Annotated in this window: 15 protein-coding genes, 1 tRNA gene, 1 pseudogene and 1 other annotated feature; of the genes and pseudogenes, 9 read left to right on the top strand and 8 right to left on the bottom strand. The window is 57.3% G+C overall.

Annotated features, from left to right (window positions below; all coding sequences use genetic code 11):
• Positions 1-1,287 (top strand): acetamidase/formamidase family protein, encoded by a 1,287-nt coding sequence (locus tag KQI82_RS10620; protein ID WP_216632729.1) that lies wholly within the window; start codon positions 1-3, stop codon positions 1,285-1,287.
• A 148-nt stretch (positions 1,288-1,435) separates the two neighbouring features.
• Positions 1,436-3,049 carry an L-lactate permease gene (locus KQI82_RS10615; RefSeq protein WP_216632728.1) on the top strand — a complete coding sequence of 538 codons (1,614 nt, stop codon included), beginning with the start codon at positions 1,436-1,438 and terminating at the stop codon, positions 3,047-3,049.
• A gap of 253 nt (positions 3,050-3,302) precedes the next feature.
• On the opposite strand, the gene KQI82_RS10610 is transcribed toward KQI82_RS10615, so the two are convergent.
• From KQI82_RS10610 to proB, 5 genes are all read right to left on the bottom strand, one after another.
• A complete protein-coding gene (locus tag KQI82_RS10610) occupies positions 3,303-3,527 on the bottom strand; it encodes a hypothetical protein (protein WP_216632727.1) in 225 nt (74 codons plus the stop codon).
• A gap of 189 nt (positions 3,528-3,716) precedes the next feature.
• Positions 3,717-3,793, bottom strand: a tRNA-Pro gene (locus KQI82_RS10605).
• A 58-nt stretch (positions 3,794-3,851) separates the two neighbouring features.
• Positions 3,852-4,658, bottom strand: a complete 807-nt coding sequence (locus KQI82_RS15785) for a prepilin-type N-terminal cleavage/methylation domain-containing protein (protein ID WP_216632726.1) — start codon at positions 4,656-4,658, stop codon at positions 3,852-3,854.
• A 59-nt stretch (positions 4,659-4,717) separates the two neighbouring features.
• Positions 4,718-5,962: a glutamate-5-semialdehyde dehydrogenase gene (locus KQI82_RS10595; RefSeq protein ID WP_216632725.1), complete on the bottom strand. Its 1,245-nt coding sequence runs from the start codon at positions 5,960-5,962 to the stop codon at positions 4,718-4,720.
• 10 nt (positions 5,963-5,972) lie between these two features.
• Positions 5,973-6,761 carry a glutamate 5-kinase gene (gene proB, locus KQI82_RS10590; protein WP_216632724.1) on the bottom strand — a complete coding sequence of 263 codons (789 nt, stop codon included), beginning with the start codon at positions 6,759-6,761 and terminating at the stop codon, positions 5,973-5,975.
• 283 nt (positions 6,762-7,044) lie between these two features.
• On the opposite strand from proB, the gene KQI82_RS10585 reads away from it, so the two are divergent.
• Complete coding sequence (locus KQI82_RS10585; protein WP_216632723.1) at positions 7,045-7,599, top strand: DUF3795 domain-containing protein; 555 nt, start codon at positions 7,045-7,047, stop codon at positions 7,597-7,599.
• Between the two features lie 25 nt (positions 7,600-7,624).
• On the opposite strand, the gene fliB is transcribed toward KQI82_RS10585, so the two are convergent.
• Positions 7,625-8,647 (bottom strand): flagellin lysine-N-methylase, encoded by a 1,023-nt coding sequence (gene fliB, locus KQI82_RS10580; protein WP_216632722.1) that lies wholly within the window; start codon positions 8,645-8,647, stop codon positions 7,625-7,627.
• 235 nt (positions 8,648-8,882) lie between these two features.
• Here fliB and KQI82_RS10575 point away from each other — a divergent pair, with 235 nt between their 5' ends.
• Positions 8,883-10,148 (top strand): replication-associated recombination protein A, encoded by a 1,266-nt coding sequence (locus KQI82_RS10575; RefSeq protein WP_216632721.1) that lies wholly within the window; start codon positions 8,883-8,885, stop codon positions 10,146-10,148.
• On the opposite strand, the gene KQI82_RS10570 is transcribed toward KQI82_RS10575, so the two are convergent.
• Positions 10,132-11,001 (bottom strand): S1 RNA-binding domain-containing protein, encoded by an 870-nt coding sequence (locus KQI82_RS10570; RefSeq protein ID WP_241426694.1) that lies wholly within the window; start codon positions 10,999-11,001, stop codon positions 10,132-10,134. The two genes, KQI82_RS10575 and KQI82_RS10570, sit on opposite strands and share 17 nt — an antisense overlap.
• Before the next feature lie 148 nt (positions 11,002-11,149).
• On the opposite strand from KQI82_RS10570, the gene KQI82_RS10565 reads away from it, so the two are divergent.
• The 5 genes and pseudogenes from KQI82_RS10565 to KQI82_RS10545 all read left to right on the top strand — a co-directional run bounded on the left by KQI82_RS10565 (position 11,150) and on the right by KQI82_RS10545 (position 16,620).
• Entirely contained in the window at positions 11,150-11,341 is a 192-nt protein-coding gene (locus KQI82_RS10565; protein ID WP_216632719.1) for a DUF951 domain-containing protein, read from the top strand.
• 156 nt (positions 11,342-11,497) lie between these two features.
• Positions 11,498-12,343, top strand: a pseudogene (locus tag KQI82_RS10560) (sigma-E processing peptidase SpoIIGA); the annotation flags it as partial.
• 82 nt (positions 12,344-12,425) lie between these two features.
• Positions 12,426-13,097 carry an RNA polymerase sporulation sigma factor SigE gene (sigE, locus tag KQI82_RS10555; protein WP_241426837.1) on the top strand — a complete coding sequence of 224 codons (672 nt, stop codon included), beginning with the start codon at positions 12,426-12,428 and terminating at the stop codon, positions 13,095-13,097.
• 67 nt (positions 13,098-13,164) lie between these two features.
• Positions 13,165-13,392 (top strand) — a binding site (T-box leader).
• Positions 13,393-13,434: 42 nt separating this feature from the next.
• On the top strand, positions 13,435-13,950 hold the full coding sequence (locus tag KQI82_RS10550) for a YcxB family protein (RefSeq protein ID WP_216632718.1): 516 nt from the start codon (positions 13,435-13,437) through the stop codon (positions 13,948-13,950).
• A 27-nt stretch (positions 13,951-13,977) separates the two neighbouring features.
• A complete protein-coding gene (locus tag KQI82_RS10545) occupies positions 13,978-16,620 on the top strand; it encodes a valine--tRNA ligase (RefSeq protein WP_216632717.1) in 2,643 nt (880 codons plus the stop codon).
• Between the two features lie 139 nt (positions 16,621-16,759).
• On the opposite strand, the gene KQI82_RS10540 is transcribed toward KQI82_RS10545, so the two are convergent.
• On the bottom strand, positions 16,760-17,179 hold the full coding sequence (locus KQI82_RS10540; RefSeq protein ID WP_216632716.1) for a YjdF family protein: 420 nt from the start codon (positions 17,177-17,179) through the stop codon (positions 16,760-16,762).
• Positions 17,180-17,235 lie beyond the last annotated feature (56 nt).

Genomic DNA, 17,235 nt, shown 5'->3' with positions numbered 1-17,235 from the left:
ATGGCAAATCATATTTGTACCGCGGACCAGATCACAAGCATCATCGGAGAGGGCATAGGGAAAGAGGTCTGTGTCTCCGACGGAGACCTCCTTGTTCTTGAAACGGCTCCGGGCTGCTGGGGGCCGATGATCACGCCCAGCGTTTCGGGAGGCCATGAGATTACAGGCCCGGTATGGGTCAATGGCGCCGAACCCGGAGACGCGGTGGCCCTCACCATTGAAAAGGTGGAGGTGCTTTCCTCTGCGACCTCCTCCGGTACCGGACGCGTAAACCCGGGCTTTTTCGACAAGGACCCGTCTGTCAAGGCAATTTGCCCCTTCTGTCACATCAGCAATCCGGAGACGGAGCTGAGCGGCACGGGAGAAGAGGCCGTCCGCTGTAAAAAATGCGGCAAACCCATCCTGCCCCAGACCTTTGAGAACGGGTACACCGTCGTCTGCGATGATGAGAGCGGTCTGGCGGTCGTGGTGGATGGAGAAACGGCCCAGCAGATCGCGCAGGACACCCTGGAGGGAAAGCTCTATCTGCCCAAAGGCGCAAAGCAGCATCTGGCCACCATCCTTGGCAGGGCTGATTTTTCCGGTTTGGTAGTCCGTTCCCGTCCGATGGTGGGAAATATCGGCTGCTCCCCGTCGGGCCGGATTCCCGCCTCCAAGAACGCGGGGGACTGCTATCTCTCCGTTGGAAATACTGATCTTTTTGAGCCTGTGGGCAAGGAGCAGATCACCGACGCCCACATGGACATCAAGTCTGTGGGGGAGGGGTGCGTCGTCATCAGCCCGGTCCTTGTGCCGGGAGCGGGCGTATACGTTGGAGATGTGCATTTTACGCAGGGGGACGGCGAGATTGCCGGCCATACGCTTGACATCTCCGCCCGGGTGAGCGTTCGCGTGGCGCTGATCAAAAATTTGAATATGGAGGGACCTGTTCTGATTCCCTCCGTTTCCGAGATAGACAGCCGGTTTGTCCCGTTCTCCAAAGAGGAGTATGAGCGGGCGAACAAGCTGCTTGCCCCCTATGGGAAGAGTTTGTCGGTCCGCAGTTACCCCATTCAGTTTGTCGGTTCCGGGACAAATATGAATGAAGGAATGGACAATGCCCTTGACCGGGCCCAAAAACTCACGGGACTCCCCAGAGGAGAACTGATGAACCGGGCTACAGTTGGCGGCGAAATCGGAATTGGAAGGACCAGCGGACTGGTCTATCTCACTATGATGTTAGAGGAAGAGACGCTGGAGAAAATGGGACTGCTCAAGTTGGTGCTGGCACAGTATAATAAGCCGTGATCAACTGTTCCACATTCCGCATGGTCCGGAATTCAGCGATCCTGGGAATCTGAGCAACGCATGGGGCTGATTAAGAAGTAGATATCTTTTTAATCAGCCCCACATTTTTTAAGTTTACGCACAAAATCTGACACAGGAGCAGCGTACAATGACAATATCTTTATCAATTCCATTGTGGATTCTATCGGCCTTCCCAATTGTCTTCCTGATTGGCGTCATGGTGGCACGCAATTGGCCCGCATCAAAGGCTGCTCCAATTACCCTGTGCATTACGATCGTATCGGCAATAGTTTTTTTCCGGATGAACCTTTCGGCTGTTGTGGTCGAAAGCGGCAAAGGTATATGGAGCGCCGTCAGCATTCTTTTGGTGGTGTGGCCCGCGCTGCTGCTGTATGAGATGTCCAACCAGGTCCACGCGTTTCAGGTGTTACGCAGGAGCCTGGACCACTTTACAGCCCATAAACTGATGCAGATTATCCTGCTGGGCTGGATATTTCCAAGCTTTCTGCAGGGAATCACAGGATTTGGCGTTGCGGTGGCGGTCGGAGCCCCGCTGCTGGTCAGCATTGGAGTTGCCCCGCTGTGGTCCGTTGTCATCGTCCTGCTGTGCCATTCCTGGGGCGGAACGTTTGGAACGCTGGCGATCGCTTGGCAGGCGCTGCTGACCCAGGTAAATGTTTCGGAGGACACTGCGGCTATGGCCGCTTTTATTGCATGCATTTTGATCTGGCTGTACAATTTTGTTGCCGGGCTGCTGCTGGCCTGGTTTTATGGGAAATGGGCCGCCGTTAAGGAGGGCTTCCCGGTGATCCTTTTGATCAGCGTGGTACAGGGCGGAGGCCAGCTTCTCTTTTCCCAGATCAATTCCACCATCTCCTGCTTCCTTCCCGCCTGCATCTCGATGCTTGTGGCAATAGCAGCCTGCAGAACGCCGAAATATCACCGCAAGTGGGAGATAGAGAGCGGCATCATGACGTCCGTTCCCGAACAGAGCACAGAGGGGAAACCCATCTCCTTTGTTCAGGCTCTGTTTCCCTATATCATTTTGACGGTGCTGGCCATTACCTGCCTGCTCATTTCTCCCCTCAACCAGCTGCTGAAGCAGTGGAGAGTGGGTTTCCCATTTCCGGCAAGCGTTACGGGATATGGGTATGAAACGCCGGCAGAGGCCTGCTTCTCCCCTCTGACGCCGCTGACCTTCGCGGGTACATTCCTTATGCTCTCGGTGGTAATCGGGTGTCTCTACTATGGAAAAATCGGCGTGATCACGCGAAAGAGCCTGCGCTCGATCTGGAAGCGCACCGTTCAAAAGGCTGCCTCGTCCTCTGTCGCGATTCTCTCACTGCTGGTCCTCTCGAGGATCATGAGCTCCAGTGGGCAGATTTATGTGCTCTCCCGGGGAATCGCGCAGATCTTGGGCTCCAGCTATCTCTTTGTGGCGTCTCTGGTTGGAATGGTGGGAAGTTTTGTGACAAGCAGCAATATGTCTTCCAATATCCTCTTTGGCAGCTTTCAGACGCAGATGGCTGAGTTCCTTGGCCTGAATGCGTCCCTGCTCATGGGGGCGCAGACGGCTGGCGGTGTGATCGGCACTGCGTTTGCCCCGGGAAATGTCATCCTTGGAACCTCCACCACGGGCCTTTCCGGCCAGGAGGGAAAGATCATCCGAAAGGTGCTCCCGGTGGCCCTGTCCATGGCGTTGATCGACGGGCTGGTGATTCTTGTTTTTGGGAAATGCGGGTTCCCGTTTGGAAATCTGTGATAGAAATGAATGATAAGCCCGGAAGAGTGGTCGATCCATCTTTCGGGCTTGTTCTTTTTCACCTGAAAGGCGTTTGGGAGCGGATGGAAACTTTGACATTGAGCTGACCGCCAACAATTATGAAGAACGAATAAGCGACAATGCGGGAACATCTTAACCGATGCTCCCGCCTTACTCTATACACACATTATGAAGTTAAAAATATAGACACCCATAAAGTGTTCCTGTGATATATTTGACATTGAAAACTAAATTATTTCTTCTTGAATTTTTCAAATAGCCCATATAATCCTTCAAGCAAACCCCATGTTAAAATCGCAGAAAGAAAGGCGGCTATGTATGCACCTAAAGGTTCACTTTTGGCACCAGTTTGAATCATGCCTGGTATGGGAGCAGGAAAAAGGCCACGATAAAGCTGGATGAAATAGACAAGGGCAACAAGGGAAACAATAATCGTATATTTAGTTTTCTTTTTCATTCGGAACCTCCTTTCAAACTCTTTTATATTAAGAGGATCTTCAATAATTACATAATAGCATAAAGCATATCAAGTGAGCAAGGGCAGGAATATGTTCCCGCCCTTGCTTATCATAGTACATTCTCAATAGAAATGATAAACCCGAACTATATGACCCACCTGAATCATATAGTTCGGATTATCATTGTTTGGTCCGAGTGACTGGATTCGAACCAGCGGCCTCTTGAACCCCATTCAAGCGCGATACCAAACTTCGCCACACCCGGATGCAAAAATGATATTACCACACCCGGAAGCGCTTTGCAAGGGTATTTTTTTCGTGGCCTATTTTTTTACCGGACTCAGCTGATTATAGAGCGAAAGGGCCTCTTCGTAAGTTAAATTCTTTTCCCCGGTATGGTTGAACCCACTGTTTTGCGCGTTATTCGCAAAAACATAATAGGAATACAGACTGCCATCGGAGGCGTCTGTACTGCTGTAGAGCGCCACATTGCTCATCGCCACGGAGTATTTGCCCGTATCAACTGAGTAGGAGATCGCCGGGACCTGCTTATATGCTCCGGCGCTGACGTCATAGGTGGACCAGACATATTCCACTCCGGCGGGAGAGGAGCCTGTCTTGTTGTTCAAGATCACCCAGGACTGTATGGCAAGGTCGGGATAGCGGTCCATGGCTCCGGTTACCGTGGGAGCCCAGTTCTTTCCACCGGAATCCACACGGGTGTTGGCAGTACTGTCCGTCCATTTGCTGCTCATCTCGCTGTTGGCGTCCAACACAGCCTGCAAGCCCTTGGCAAACTGGTCTACCAGTAAACTGCCGTCCACCTGTTTGGTGTGCTTGGAGCAGACCACCAGGCAGGCATCACCCGCCTGCTCTACGGAATAAGTGCCGCCGCCAGGGCAGGTGACACCGCGGTCCGTGACCATCTCATTGAGCTCCTTTAGGGATACAGCGCTGTTTTGAAACCGCGCCAGAGTGACCTCCTGGCGCAGCGTCCTGCGGTTGGCTGAACAGGCCACTTCACGGGTGGTGTCCATGCGATGGGCGAACGTCGGAACCGCGATCGCCGCCAGAACGGCGATGATTGCCACGACAATCAGCATCTCCATCAAGGTAAATCCTTTTTTCACTGCTGCACCTTCCTTCAAGTAACATATTATTCCGAATTTTGCAGCATGTCAAAGGATATTTATCGAATCTGACCGGTTCCGTGAATCAAATATTTATAGGAGGTCAGCTCCCGCAGCCCCATGGGCCCCCGGGCATGCATCTTTTGGGTGGAGATACCGATTTCCGCACCCAGGCCGAACTCGCTGCCGTCGGTGAAGCGGGTGGATGCGTTGACGTAGACAGCCGCCGCGTCCACTTCGGCGCTGAAGCGCCCGGCGGACTCGGGATCCTCTGTGACGATGCATTCGCTGTGGTGGGTGGAGTATCTGGCAATGTGATATAGCGCCTGGTCCAGGCTCTCCACCACCCGGGCCGCCAGGATGTAGTCATTGAATTCGTCGGCGTAATCCTGCTCTGTGGCGGGCTGGATGCCGGGCAGTATGGCGCAGGCGCGCGGGCAGCCCCGCCACTCCACACTGGCCTCGTCCAGCCTGGCCTTTGCGGCAGGCAGGAAGGCCTGAGCCACATCTCTGTGCACAAGGACGGTCTCAAGGGCGTTGCAGACCGACGGCCGGGAGCACTTGCCGTTGAACAGCAGCTCCACCGCCATGGCAAGGTCGGCGCTTTGGTCCACATAGAGGTGGCAGTTTCCCGTGCCGGTTTCGATGACCGGCAACGAGGCGTTGTCCAGCACGCTGCGGATCAGTCCCGCGCCGCCTCTGGGGATTAAGACGTCGATGTAGCCCCGCAGCCGCATCATCTCCCGGGCCACCTCGTGGGAGGTGTCGTCTAACAGCAGCATGCAGTCCGGGTTCAGACCCGCCTGGGTCAGGGCGTCACGCAGAATGGACATCAGCGTCATATTGGAGCGGAAGGCCTCCTTGCCGCCCCGGAGAAACGCGGCGTTGCCGGATTTGAGGCAGAGCGCGGCGGAATCCACGGTGACATTGGGCCGGGCCTCATAGATGATGCCGATTACGCCCAAGGGAACCCGAACCTTTTGGATATTCAGGCCGTTGGGACGGTGTACTGTTTCCATCACCTCGCCCACAGGGTCCGGCAGCGCCATCACGTCCCGAACGCCCTTTGCCATGGATTCGATGCGTTCGTCCGTCAGCGTCAGCCGGTCCACCATGGTGGGGCGGACGCCGTTTTGCTCTGCCTCCGCCACATCCCGGACGTTGGCGGCAAGAATTTCCTCTCTGCGGGATTCCAGCGCGTCGGCAATGGCGGAAAGGCCCCGGTTTTTCGTTTCCGCGCTGTAGAGGGCCAGTTCTTTTGCAGCCGCTTTTACACGGCCTGCCAGTTCATGCAGATGATCCATTCGCATTCCCTCACTTTCCGGTTATAAACACAGTGCCCACGGATTTTCCATCCAATAGATCATACAGAAGGTTGGGGTCCGAGCCGTTGATGATGGCCATAGTGACACCGGCTTTCCCGGCGATTTTTGCGGCCTGAATTTTGGTGCTCATGCCGCCGGTGCCAAGTCCGGAGACAGAGCCCCCGGCGATTCCCTCTATGTGGGAATCGATTCGATCCACCACGGGGATCAACTTGGCGGCGGGATTTTTGTGGGGATCAGAGTCATAAAGCCCGTCGATATCCGAGAGAATGATCAGGGCGTCGGCTTCGGTCAGGGCGGCCACCATGGAGGAGAGGGTGTCGTTGTCGCCAAATTCCAGTTCCTCTGTGGCCACCGTGTCATTTTCATTGACAATGGGAATGGCGCCCAGGCTGAGCAGGCGGTCAAAGGTGTTTTTCATGTTCTGACGGCGCTGTGGCTGCTCGAACCCGTCCCGGGTCAGAAGGACTTGGGCCACCTTGTGGTTTTTCTCAAGGAACAGCTTGTCGTAAAGATACATCAGCTCGCACTGTCCCACAGCGGCAGCGGCCTGTTTTCCCGGTATGTCCCGCGGCCGCTCCGGGAGGCCCAACTTGGCCACGCCGACGCCCACGGCGCCGGAAGAGACCAGAACGATCTCCCGACCGGAGTTTTTCAGGTCGGAGAGCACCTTACACAACAGCTCAAAGCGGCGGATATTGATCCGTCCCGTGGCATAGGCCAGGGTGCTGGTACCGATTTTAATGACGATTCTCTTTGCCTCACTGATTTGGCTCATAACTACACGCTCCCTCTGCACGGATGCGGACCATCCGGACTGAATAATTCAGTATAGCAAACTTGGAAAAGACAGTCAATTGTAATGGAAAAGACTTTATGAATTTTAACGGAACATGCGCTTGCTTGATTTGATGTGAGGGCTATGACGGCGGGCGCGGCTTTCCGCGTTGCGGTCCGCGCCACTGTCTGGTATGATATTAGCGGCAGACCCTGTGGGTTTTGCCCTGGCCGATCGGTCTTCAGCGGGACGCGCTGAGATTTCTTGAAAGGGGAGAGGCGCCATGAAAGGATTCTGGAGAGACAACCTGCTCTTTTCTTTGTGCGGACTCAACTGCGGACTCTGTCCCATGCGGCTGGGAGGCTACTGTCCCGGCTGCGGCGGCGGGGAGGGGAACCAGTCCTGCGCCATTGCAAGGTGCAGCCTGGCCCACGGAGGCCTGGAATACTGCTATGAGTGCGGCGCGTTTCCCTGCGAAAGGTATGAGGACATCGATCAGTTCGACTCGTTCATCACCCATAAAAACCGCAGACGGGACATAGAGCGGGCGTCGGAGGCGGGTATGGAGGCATATTGCGCCCGGCAGAGGGAAAAAACGGCGGTTTTGCAGGAACTTTTGACGCACTACAACGACGGCAGGCGGAAGACGCTGTTTTGCACCGCAGTCAACCTGCTGGAGTTGGAGGATGTGCGGGCGGTTGCGGAGAAACTTCAGGGACACGCCTGGCCGGAGGGGACGTCCTTGAAGGAGAAAGCGGCTCACGCGGCATTCCTGTTTCAGGACACGGCCCGGAGGCGGGATATAGACCTTGCCTTACGTAAAAAGAAAAAGAGCTGAGTGAACCTTCAGCTCTTTTTATACATTATATCAGGCTCAGCAGGTCCATCAAACTGAAGCGATGGCAAAAGGCGTCCTGCAGTGAATCCAGGTTTTCGGCGCAGTGTTCCACCTCCCGGCAGAACATCCGCAGGCAGTCGGGATAGGGGGCGTTGAGGGAACCGGCCACGGCGGTGGCCAGCACGCAGAGTTCCGCCCTGGAGAGGACGTCGCCGTCCCAGACGCTGTGCAGCCAGTACCGGAATAGAAAGTAGACGGCGGTCCGCTGGCCCAGCGGTTCCGGGGCGTGATAGACGGGGAGGCCCCTGACCCAGCTGTTGGGCCACGTTTGGAGTAGGCTGCGCCAGTCATCGCCCAAACAGTCCAGCTTCCGCAGCAGTTCCAACACACGGCGCCAGACTTCGGCGCGTTGTGCTTCATCAGGGACAGGGAGGCCCGGGGCCGTCCATTCCTCAGCGAATTGCGGGAGAGAGGCTTCTTCACCCTCGTCGATGCGCGACTGGACCTCATTGGCAAAGAGGAGCAGCTCCCCTAACTTTTCCCGGAGCGGAGGGCCTTCCCGGCGGAGAATCGCAAAGGCCGTGCCACGGCAGCGCAGAAGAGGGTTCAGCAGGGAAGGGGCCGGGCCGGAGGGGCCCGCCCACTCCGACTCTGCAAACAGGGCATCCCGGGAGAGAACCAGCCGAGTCACCTCGGGGCAGGAGGCGCAGAGACTTTCCTCACGGCGGGAGCCGTAATCGTCAAAGAACCGGGGATGGGTTCGGCAGATGAAGCTTGTGTGCGATTCACCCAATCGGCGGTAAATTTCACAGAGGCCGCCGCGCTCCAAAAACGGGCAGCGCCCGCCCCGGAGGGGAAAGCAGTATGCATTATCCTCATCCCGCTGCAGCGCCTGGCGCAGCCGCCGGCCCAGCTCGCCCGGCACGCTCTGGTAGAAAGCGGCGGTGTCGTTGTCTATCATCACCTCCCAGCCGATGCAGCAGCTGTGGGGGCATCTTTCCGCCAGACAGCGGAAGTCATCGTAGTAGTCCGGGACGCAGCGTATCATAAATCAATCTCCTCAGGATGCCGGCGGGACCGGATGCGCTCGTCATTGGAGCAGCAATCTCCCCTTCCGCCGGCGCGCCTCTCATTTGAATAATTTGTCCGCCCGCGTGATGCGGCGGCTGCTTTACGGCCATTCTACCACAGAATCCGACAGTTGGCGAGTGAAAAAGGGGATGCAAAATCGGGAGGATTGTGCTACAATAAAACGGATATGGAATCGCAGAGGAGGGAAGGCCATGGAACGGCCCCTTGCGGATGAAATCCGCCCCCAGACACTGGATGAAGTGGTGGGGCAAGCCCATCTTCTCGCTCCCGGAGCCGTGCTGCGCCGGATCATTGAGAGCGGGACCAATGCCAACATGGTGTTCTACGGCCCATCCGGCACGGGAAAAACCACGGTGGCAAACCTGATCGCCCAGCGGACCAACCGTACGCTGTACCGGCTCAACGCCACTACCGCGTCTTTGCAGGACATCAAGGAGATCATCGCCGATGTGGGTACGCTGATGGCCCCCGGCGGAGTGCTGCTCTATCTGGATGAGATTCAGTACTTTAACAAAAAGCAGCAGCAGAGTCTGCTGGAATTTATGGAGAACGGGAAGATTACCCTGATCGCCTCCACCACGGAAAACCCCTATTTTTATGTGTATAGCGCGCTTTTGTCCCGCAGCACCGTGTTTGAATTCAAGCAGGTTCCGCCGGCGGAGGTGGAGCGGGCCGTCCTGAGAGGGCTGGAGATCGAAGGGCGGCGATTGGGCTTGGAGATCAGCTGGGAAGAAGCGGTTCCCATTCAGATCGCCACCGCCTGCGGAGGCGATGTGCGCAAAGCCATCAACGCGGTGGAGCTGCTGTGCCAGTCTGCGACCCCGGAGAAGGGAAAGCTGAAACTGACAAGTGAAGATGCTTTGCAGGTCGCGCAGCGCAGCGCTATGCGCTATGATAAGGATGGGGACGCTCACTATGACATCCTCTCCGCGCTGCAAAAGTCCATCCGCGGATCGGACCCGGACGCGGCGGTCCACTATCTGGCCAGGCTCCTTGAGGCGGGAGATCTGCTCTCGCCCTGCCGGAGGCTTTTGGTCATCGCGGCGGAGGACATCGGCCTTGCCTATCCCCAGGCCATCGTCATCACAAAGGCCTGCGTGGATGCGGCGGTGCAGTTGGGGCTTCCGGAGGCGAGGCTTCCTCTGGCGGAGGCTGCGGTGCTTCTGGCCACGGCGCCCAAATCCAACTCCGCCCACAACGCCATCATCGCCGCCATGGAGGATGTGGCCCACGGCAAGACCGGTGAGATTCCCCGCCAGCTGCAAAATGTCCACGCGGACACCACCGGATTTGACAACCGGCAAAACTACAAATACCCCCACAACTATCCCAGCCACTGGGTGGAGCAGCAGTATCTGCCTGACGCTATCCGCGGCGCCCGGTACTATGAGTACGCAGACAACAAGACGGAGCAGGCCGCCCGGCGCTATTGGGAGGAGATCAAAGGGAAGCGGTGAAGTCCGTCTCAATGAGGTCCCGCTGAAAGCCCGGTGGTGAATAGCGCCACAGGGCAATCTGGCCGTCAGTGATCTGATAGGAGAGCTGGGGCAGGAAGGGCGGAAGTTTTTCGATGATCTGGAGCTTGATCTTCATCCGCTCCGGCTGCAGGCTTTTGATGAACACGGACACGCACTCGCCCGGAGAAAAGCCCTCTTTCAGGTCCGCAAGACCGGAGAGGTTGGGCTGGAGCTCCACAAAGATGCCGTAGCTTTTGACGCCTCGGACAATGCCCCGGACGGTTTCGCCGGAATGGTAGCGGCTGGCGTTTTCCATCCAGGTGCCAAGAAGCTCCTTGTGGGTCAGCTGAAAGCGTTTGTTCTCCCGATCCACGGAGGAGATCACCGCCCGGATCCGCTGCCCTGAACGGAAGCGCTCAGCGGGGTGGGTGATGCGGGAGATGGAGATGTTCTCAATGGGCAGCAGCGAGACGATCCCGCAGCCAATATCCACGAAAGCGCCGAAGTTCTCCATGTGTGTGATCGCGGCATCGATCACCATGCCGGGCTTCAGAGCCTCAAGCAGATACGCCATTGCCCGCTCCTGGGCCTGCCGGCGTGAAAGACGAACCACCGGGGCGCCCTTTTCATCGGAGCGGATGGAGGAAACCGTGAAGCAGACCGGTTTTCCCACCCGGGACAGCACGGCGATCTCCCGGTCGGAGCCGTTGATGGAGGGCAGTACGGCCTGGTCCCGGGAAATGATGCCTGTGTATCCGCCCAGGGAGACATGCAGGTTATGCTGAGTGTCACAGCGCAGGACGACGCCCTCCAAAATGGCACCGGACTCCTGTGCCGCTTTTAAATCATCCAACGAATAGGGTCCGCTTGAGCGGAAGCCCTCTGGTAAAAACAATCTGTTTTCTGGCATAATCAACCATCCCATCCGCCGCCCAGCGCGGCTGTATTTATCCAATATATGCACTGCGGCGGGAGGGATTGATCAAGAAAGAGGCGGTATTTTGGAACTGCACCTGCACGATAAGGTGGAACTGAAAAAGGAACATCCCTGCGGCAGCAAAACCTGGGAGGTGCTCCGGGTGGGGATGGATATCAAGCTGCGCTGTCTTGGCTGCGGGCATGAGCTGATGCTGCCCCGCAGCAAGGTGGAAAAGAGCATCCGGAAAATCCTGACGGAGGAGGGTGAAAAATGAACAAAAAAGCAAGAGTCTTTGCGCTGATTATGGCTGTGATCATGGCGCTTTCTCTGATTGCCTCCATGATTGTGCCCTACATCATATAAAAAAGGAGAGCGTCCTGAGGGACGCTCTCCTTTTTTGCGACCTCTTTTACGCACAGCTCGTTCTATAATGGGACCATCCTGTGCGGGGAGGTTTGCCATGACGGTCGTGTACATAGACAGCGTGTTTTTATTCAACATGCTGACAGACTATCTGATGCTGCTGTGCGCGGCCCATCTGGCCGGCATCCGGCTGCGCAGGGGGCGCTTTCTCCTGGCCGCGGCGGCGGGAGGGGCATACGCGGTGGCGGTGTTTTTGCCCGGATGTGCCTTTTTGACGGCGCTTCCTGTCAAGGCGGCGGCCGGAGTGCTGGTAGCCTTGATCGCTTACGGCGGAGAGCGTCTGCTGCTGCGGCTGACGCTGCTTTTTTTCGGCGCCTCCTGTGCCTTTGCCGGTTGTGTGCTGGCGCTGGGGCTGATAGCCGGGCGCACGCCCATGGTCAGCGGGGTGTTTTACACCCAGGTGGACGGGAAGATTCTGCTCATTGCCTCTGCGGCCGCTTACGCCGTGCTGTCGGTGATCTTCCGCTCCGGCGCAAAGCACGGAGGGGACCTGGTGGGCGTCAGCGTGGAGCTGGCGGGAAGGCGGGTTTCCCTGACCGCTCTGTGCGACTCGGGGAATACGCTGCGTGATCCCATCTCCGGACGGCAGGTGCTGGTTGTCTGGGCGGACCGGCTGAAGGACTTGTGGCCTCCTGAATGGAGAGCGGCGTTGACGCCGGAAAGTCTGGCAGAGCCGGTGCAGGCCATGGAACAGTTGAACGACAAGCGTTTTCGGCTGATTCCCTACCGCAGCGTAGGGGTCAGCAGCGGGCTGCTGCTGGCGGTGCGATGCGACTATGTCAGCGTAAACGGAGTGCGGTATCCAGACCTGCTGGTGGCGCTGTCTCCTTCGGAGGTCAGCGACGGCGGCGGGTATCATGCCCTCTGGGGCGGAGAGGTAAAGAAGGGAGCGAAAAAACGTGCTGGAAAAATGGAGGCAGGGGCTCAGCCATCTTCTGACCCGGTTGGGGCTGCTGCGACCGGGGAAAATCATGTACATCGGGGGCAGCGATACGCTGCCGCCGCCTCTTTCCCGGGAGGCGGAAGCAAAGCTGCTGGAGCGGATCGCCGAGGAGGACGCGCGCCAGACGCTGATTGAGCACAATTTGCGCCTGGTGGTCTATATTGCCCGCCGGTTTGAAAATACCGGCATCGGCATTGAGGACCTGATCTCCATTGGGACCATCGGGCTCATCAAGGCGGTGTCCACCTATCAGCCGGGGAAGAACATCAAGCTGGCCACCTACGCCTCCCGGTGCATTGAGAATGAAATTCTCATGTATCTGCGCAAAAATGCGTCACGGCGGTCGGAAATCTCCTTTGACGAGCCGCTGAACACAGACTGGGACGGGAACGAGCTGCTGCTCTCCGATGTGTTGGGCACGGAGGAGGACACGGTGATGCGCCCCATCGAAGAGGTGGTGGACCGCAAGCTGCTCCACAGCGCGATCAGCACGCTGCCCCAGCGGGAAAAGGAGATCATTGTGCTCCGCTTTGGGCTGGAGGGCCACCAGGAGCAGACCCAAAAAGAGGTGGCAAGCCGCTTGGGAATATCCCAGTCCTACATCTCACGACTGGAAAAGCGGATCATCCAGCGGCTGAAAAAAGAGATTCTTCGAATGAGCTGAAAATAGTCCAGATACAATTCGTCATACTTGACAAAATTCCGGCGCTATATTATACTGATTCACGATATAAACTGCGATGAAGGGAAGCAGTACCTGCGGGGCGGAAGCAAAGAGAGGGGACGGACGGTGCGAGTCCCCGTGACGCGGCAGGGAAGTCGTCCCGGAGCTTTGGGCTGAAGAGGAAAGAGTAGGCGCCAACGGATTCCCCCGTTATCGGGAAGCGGCAGATTAGCCGGAAAAGTGCGGGAATTTCCCGAATTCAGGTGGTACCACGGATGATTGATCCGCCCTGAGCCAAACTTGGCTCAGGGCGTTCTTTTTTTAAAGGAGGATAGAGATGGAAGTTGTCACACAGTATACGCCTCGTGATTTGATTGCCTTCCAGCGGATTTACGCAAAAACAACAGGCCGGCGCAAGACGCTGCTGATGCGTGGATTCTACTGCCTGTTCGGCCTGCTGGGTCTGCTCAGCGGCTGTCTTTTGATCTATGCGGAGGGAAAACTTTCCGTACTGGTGGCGGTGGAGCTGGTCATAGGAACACTGTTTCTTTTCGCGGGAATCTTTTATTTCCGCCTCACCGCCTGGAGCTCCAAACGGATGATGCCCAAGGAGGTTCGGACCAACACCTTTCTCTTTGGCGAGGAGGAGATCACCATTCGGGACGAGCTGGAGACCTCTCAGCTGCCCTATCGGGTCATCAAGACCTGGGGCGAGAGCCGGGAGCTGGTGGCCCTTTTCTTCAGCGACAAGCATGGAATCCTGCTGCCTAAGCGGGATATCTCCGACCCGGAGGCCCTGCGGGTATTTCTACAGAAAAAACTCTCCTGCGGGAGAGTGGACTTTGGATTTTAATCACTACAGATATAGGAGATCAGACGTATGAAAAAAGAGCTGCCAAAAGTGTATGAGCCCCAGCAGGTGGAGTCCCGCATCTACCAGATGTGGATGGACGGGGGATGCTTCCGGGCGGAGCCGGACCCAAAGAAAAAGCCGTTCTCCATTGTGATGCCGCCGCCCAATGTCACCGGACAGCTGCACATGGGTCATGCCCTTGATTCCACCCTCCAGGACATCCTGACCCGTTTTAAGCGGATGCAGGGCTACTCCGCCCTGTGGCTGCCGGGCACCGACCACGCCGGCATCGCCACACAGATCAAGGTGGAGGAGGAACTGCGCAAGAGCGAGGGAAAGACCCGCTATGACCTGGGCCGTGAAAAATTCTTAGAGCGCGTCTGGCAGTGGAAGGAGAAGTACGGCGGCCGCATTGTGCGCCAGCAGCAGAAGCTTGGCGTCTCCTGCGACTGGAGCCGCTCCCGTTTCACCATGGACGAGGGCTGCTCCAAGGCGGTCCGGGAGACCTTTTGCGACCTCTATGAAAAGGGGTATATCTACAAGGGCAGCCGGATCATCAACTGGTGTCCCCACTGCACCACCGCCCTTTCCGACGCGGAGGTGGAGTATGTGGACAAGCCGGGCCACCTCTGGTATATCCGCTATCCGCTGAGCGACGGCTCCGGCGATTTGGTGGTGGCCACCACCCGACCCGAAACCATGATGGGCGATACCGGCGTGGCCGTAAACCCGGAGGATGAGCGGTTCAAGGATCTTGTGGGCAAGACCTGCATCCTGCCCATTATGAACCGGGAGATTCCCATTGTGGCCGACGACTATGTGGAACTGGGCTTTGGCACCGGCGCCGTGAAGATGACCCCGGCCCATGACCCCAACGACTTTGAGGTGGGGCTGCGCCACAACCTGGAGGTCATCCGCGTCATCAATGACGACGGCTTCATCAATGAAGACGGCGGCCCCTACAACGGAATGGACCGCTACGAGTGCCGCAGGCAGATCATAAAGGACCTGGAGGAGCAGGGCTATCTGGTGAAGAGCGAGCCTTACAGCCACAACGTGGGCACCTGCTACCGCTGCCACAACGACGTGGAGCCGCTGATTTCGGCCCAGTGGTTTGTGAAGATGGAGCCCCTGGCCCAGGAGGCGCTGCGGGTGGTGCGCAGCGGCGAGGTGAAGTTTGTCCCGGAGCGCTTCTCCAAGACCTACACCAACTGGATGGAAAATGTCCACGACTGGTGCATTTCCCGCCAGCTCTGGTGGGGCCACCAGATTCCCGCCTGGTACTGCGACGAGTGCGGCCACATCAATGTCAGCCGCGAAGACCCGGTGCAGTGCGAAAAGTGCGGCTGCACCCATCTGACAAGAGACCCGGATGTGCTGGACACCTGGTTCTCCTCCGCCCTGTGGCCCTTCTCCACCCTGGGCTGGCCGGAGAAGACGGAGGACCTCAAGTACTTCTATCCCACCTCCGTCATGGTGACGGGGTACGACATCATCTTTTTCTGGGTGGCCCGGATGATCTTCTCCGGATGTGAGCAGATGAAGGAGATTCCCTTCCACACTGTGCTGATCCACGGATTGGTTCGTGACGACAAGGGCCGCAAGATGTCCAAGTCCTTAGGCAATGGCATCGATCCGCTGGAAATGGCGGAGCAGTACGGCGCCGACGCCCTGCGCTTTAACCTGATTACCGGAAATTCCCCGGGCAACGACACCCGGTTCTACACGGAAAAGTGTGAGGCCATGCGCAACTTTGCCAACAAGATTTGGAATGCCTCCCGCTTTGTGATGATGAACCTGAGCATTGAAACATGCCGCCTGCCAGAGCGGCTGGAGTTGGAGGACAAGTGGGTCCTGAGCAAGCTGAACACCCTGGTGAGGGAAGTCACCGAAAACCTGGACAGCTACGAGATCGGCGTGGCCTCCGCCAAGGTCTACGATTTCATCTGGGACACCTACTGCGACTGGTATATTGAGCTGACCAAAACCCGTATGAACGGCGAGGATGCCCAGAGCAGGCAGACGGCGGAGCAGGTGCTGTGCTACGTGCTCACCCAGGTGCTCAAGCTGCTGCATCCCTTCATGCCCTTTATCACGGAGGAGATTTGGCAGGCGCTGCCCCGTCTGGAGGGAGAGGAGGGCGCGTTCCTGATGACCTCCCAGTGGCCTGAATACCGGCAAGCGCTGGACTTCCCGGCGGAGGAGGCCGCCATGGAGGCGGTGATGGACACCATCAAGGCGGTCCGCGCCCGCCGGGCGGAGATGAACGTGCCGCCCTCCAAAAAGGCGGAGCTGATCCTGTCCACAGAGGAGCCGGCCATCTACAGGCAGGGCATCCACTTCATCACCCGGCTGGCCTTTGCCTCTGAGGTAAAGATTGTGGGCGAGGCTCCGGAGAATCTCAACGGCTTGGTGACCATTGTGACCCACAAGGCCAATGTGTATATCCCCCTGCGGGAACTGGTGGATTTTGAAAAGGAACTGGAGCGGATTGGCAAAGAGAAGGAAAAGGCGCAAAAAGGGCTGGCGTCGGTGGAGGGCAAGCTGAAAAACGAGAAGTTTGTCGCCAACGCGCCGGAGGCCGTGGTCAACGCCGAACGGGAAAAAGCGGTGAAATACCGGGAGCTGATTGCCAAGTTGGAGGAGTCCGAGGCCGCGATGAAAAACTGACAAATACAGCTTGATTGATCAGTGGAAGAGAGGATGGATTGCCATCCTCTCTTTTTAATTCTCTCAGAAAGTATCTCATAAAAGGACCGGTCCGCAGAGGGAGTGCTCCTCCTGCGGACCGGTCCTTTGCCATATGAAGTCAATGCCCCTTGTGTTTTTCCCGGCGCTTTTTCTGGCGCAGATCGAATCGACGGTCTTTTTCCGCCTGATGCCTGGCCCGCACGCGGACTGAGCGCTCTATTTTGCACTGCTCCCGATAGAGCTGAAGTGCCTGCTGGGCCTTGGTGCCCACGCCGGAAGAGGAGAGCAGCCTTTCCGCCTGCCGCTGGGCCCGTTTGGGATTGGAGGCTTTATTGGCACTGCAAAAGCCCTCCACAGACGGGCTGAAGCGGAGATGATCGTAGTGCCTGAGCAAAAACCCGTAGAGCTCGCCCTCTTTTGGCTCCGCGCCAAAGACGACTTTACAGGCTTCCCATCTGCCCTGCGACCAACGCTCAAAGACGCCCACCCAAAACGGGGGATCAAAAAACACCGTGAGACTTGAACCGTTTTCTTCCATGGCAAATTCCTCCTTACTGTCTTTACACAAAGAAGGGACAACCAAGGAGGCAGGTT

This window comes from Dysosmobacter acutus (assembly GCF_018919205.1).
Taxonomy (GTDB): Bacteria; Bacillota; Clostridia; order Oscillospirales; family Oscillospiraceae; genus Oscillibacter; species Oscillibacter acutus.
Note: the sequence above shows the minus strand (reverse complement) of the source record. Positions and strands in the feature narration are given on the sequence as shown.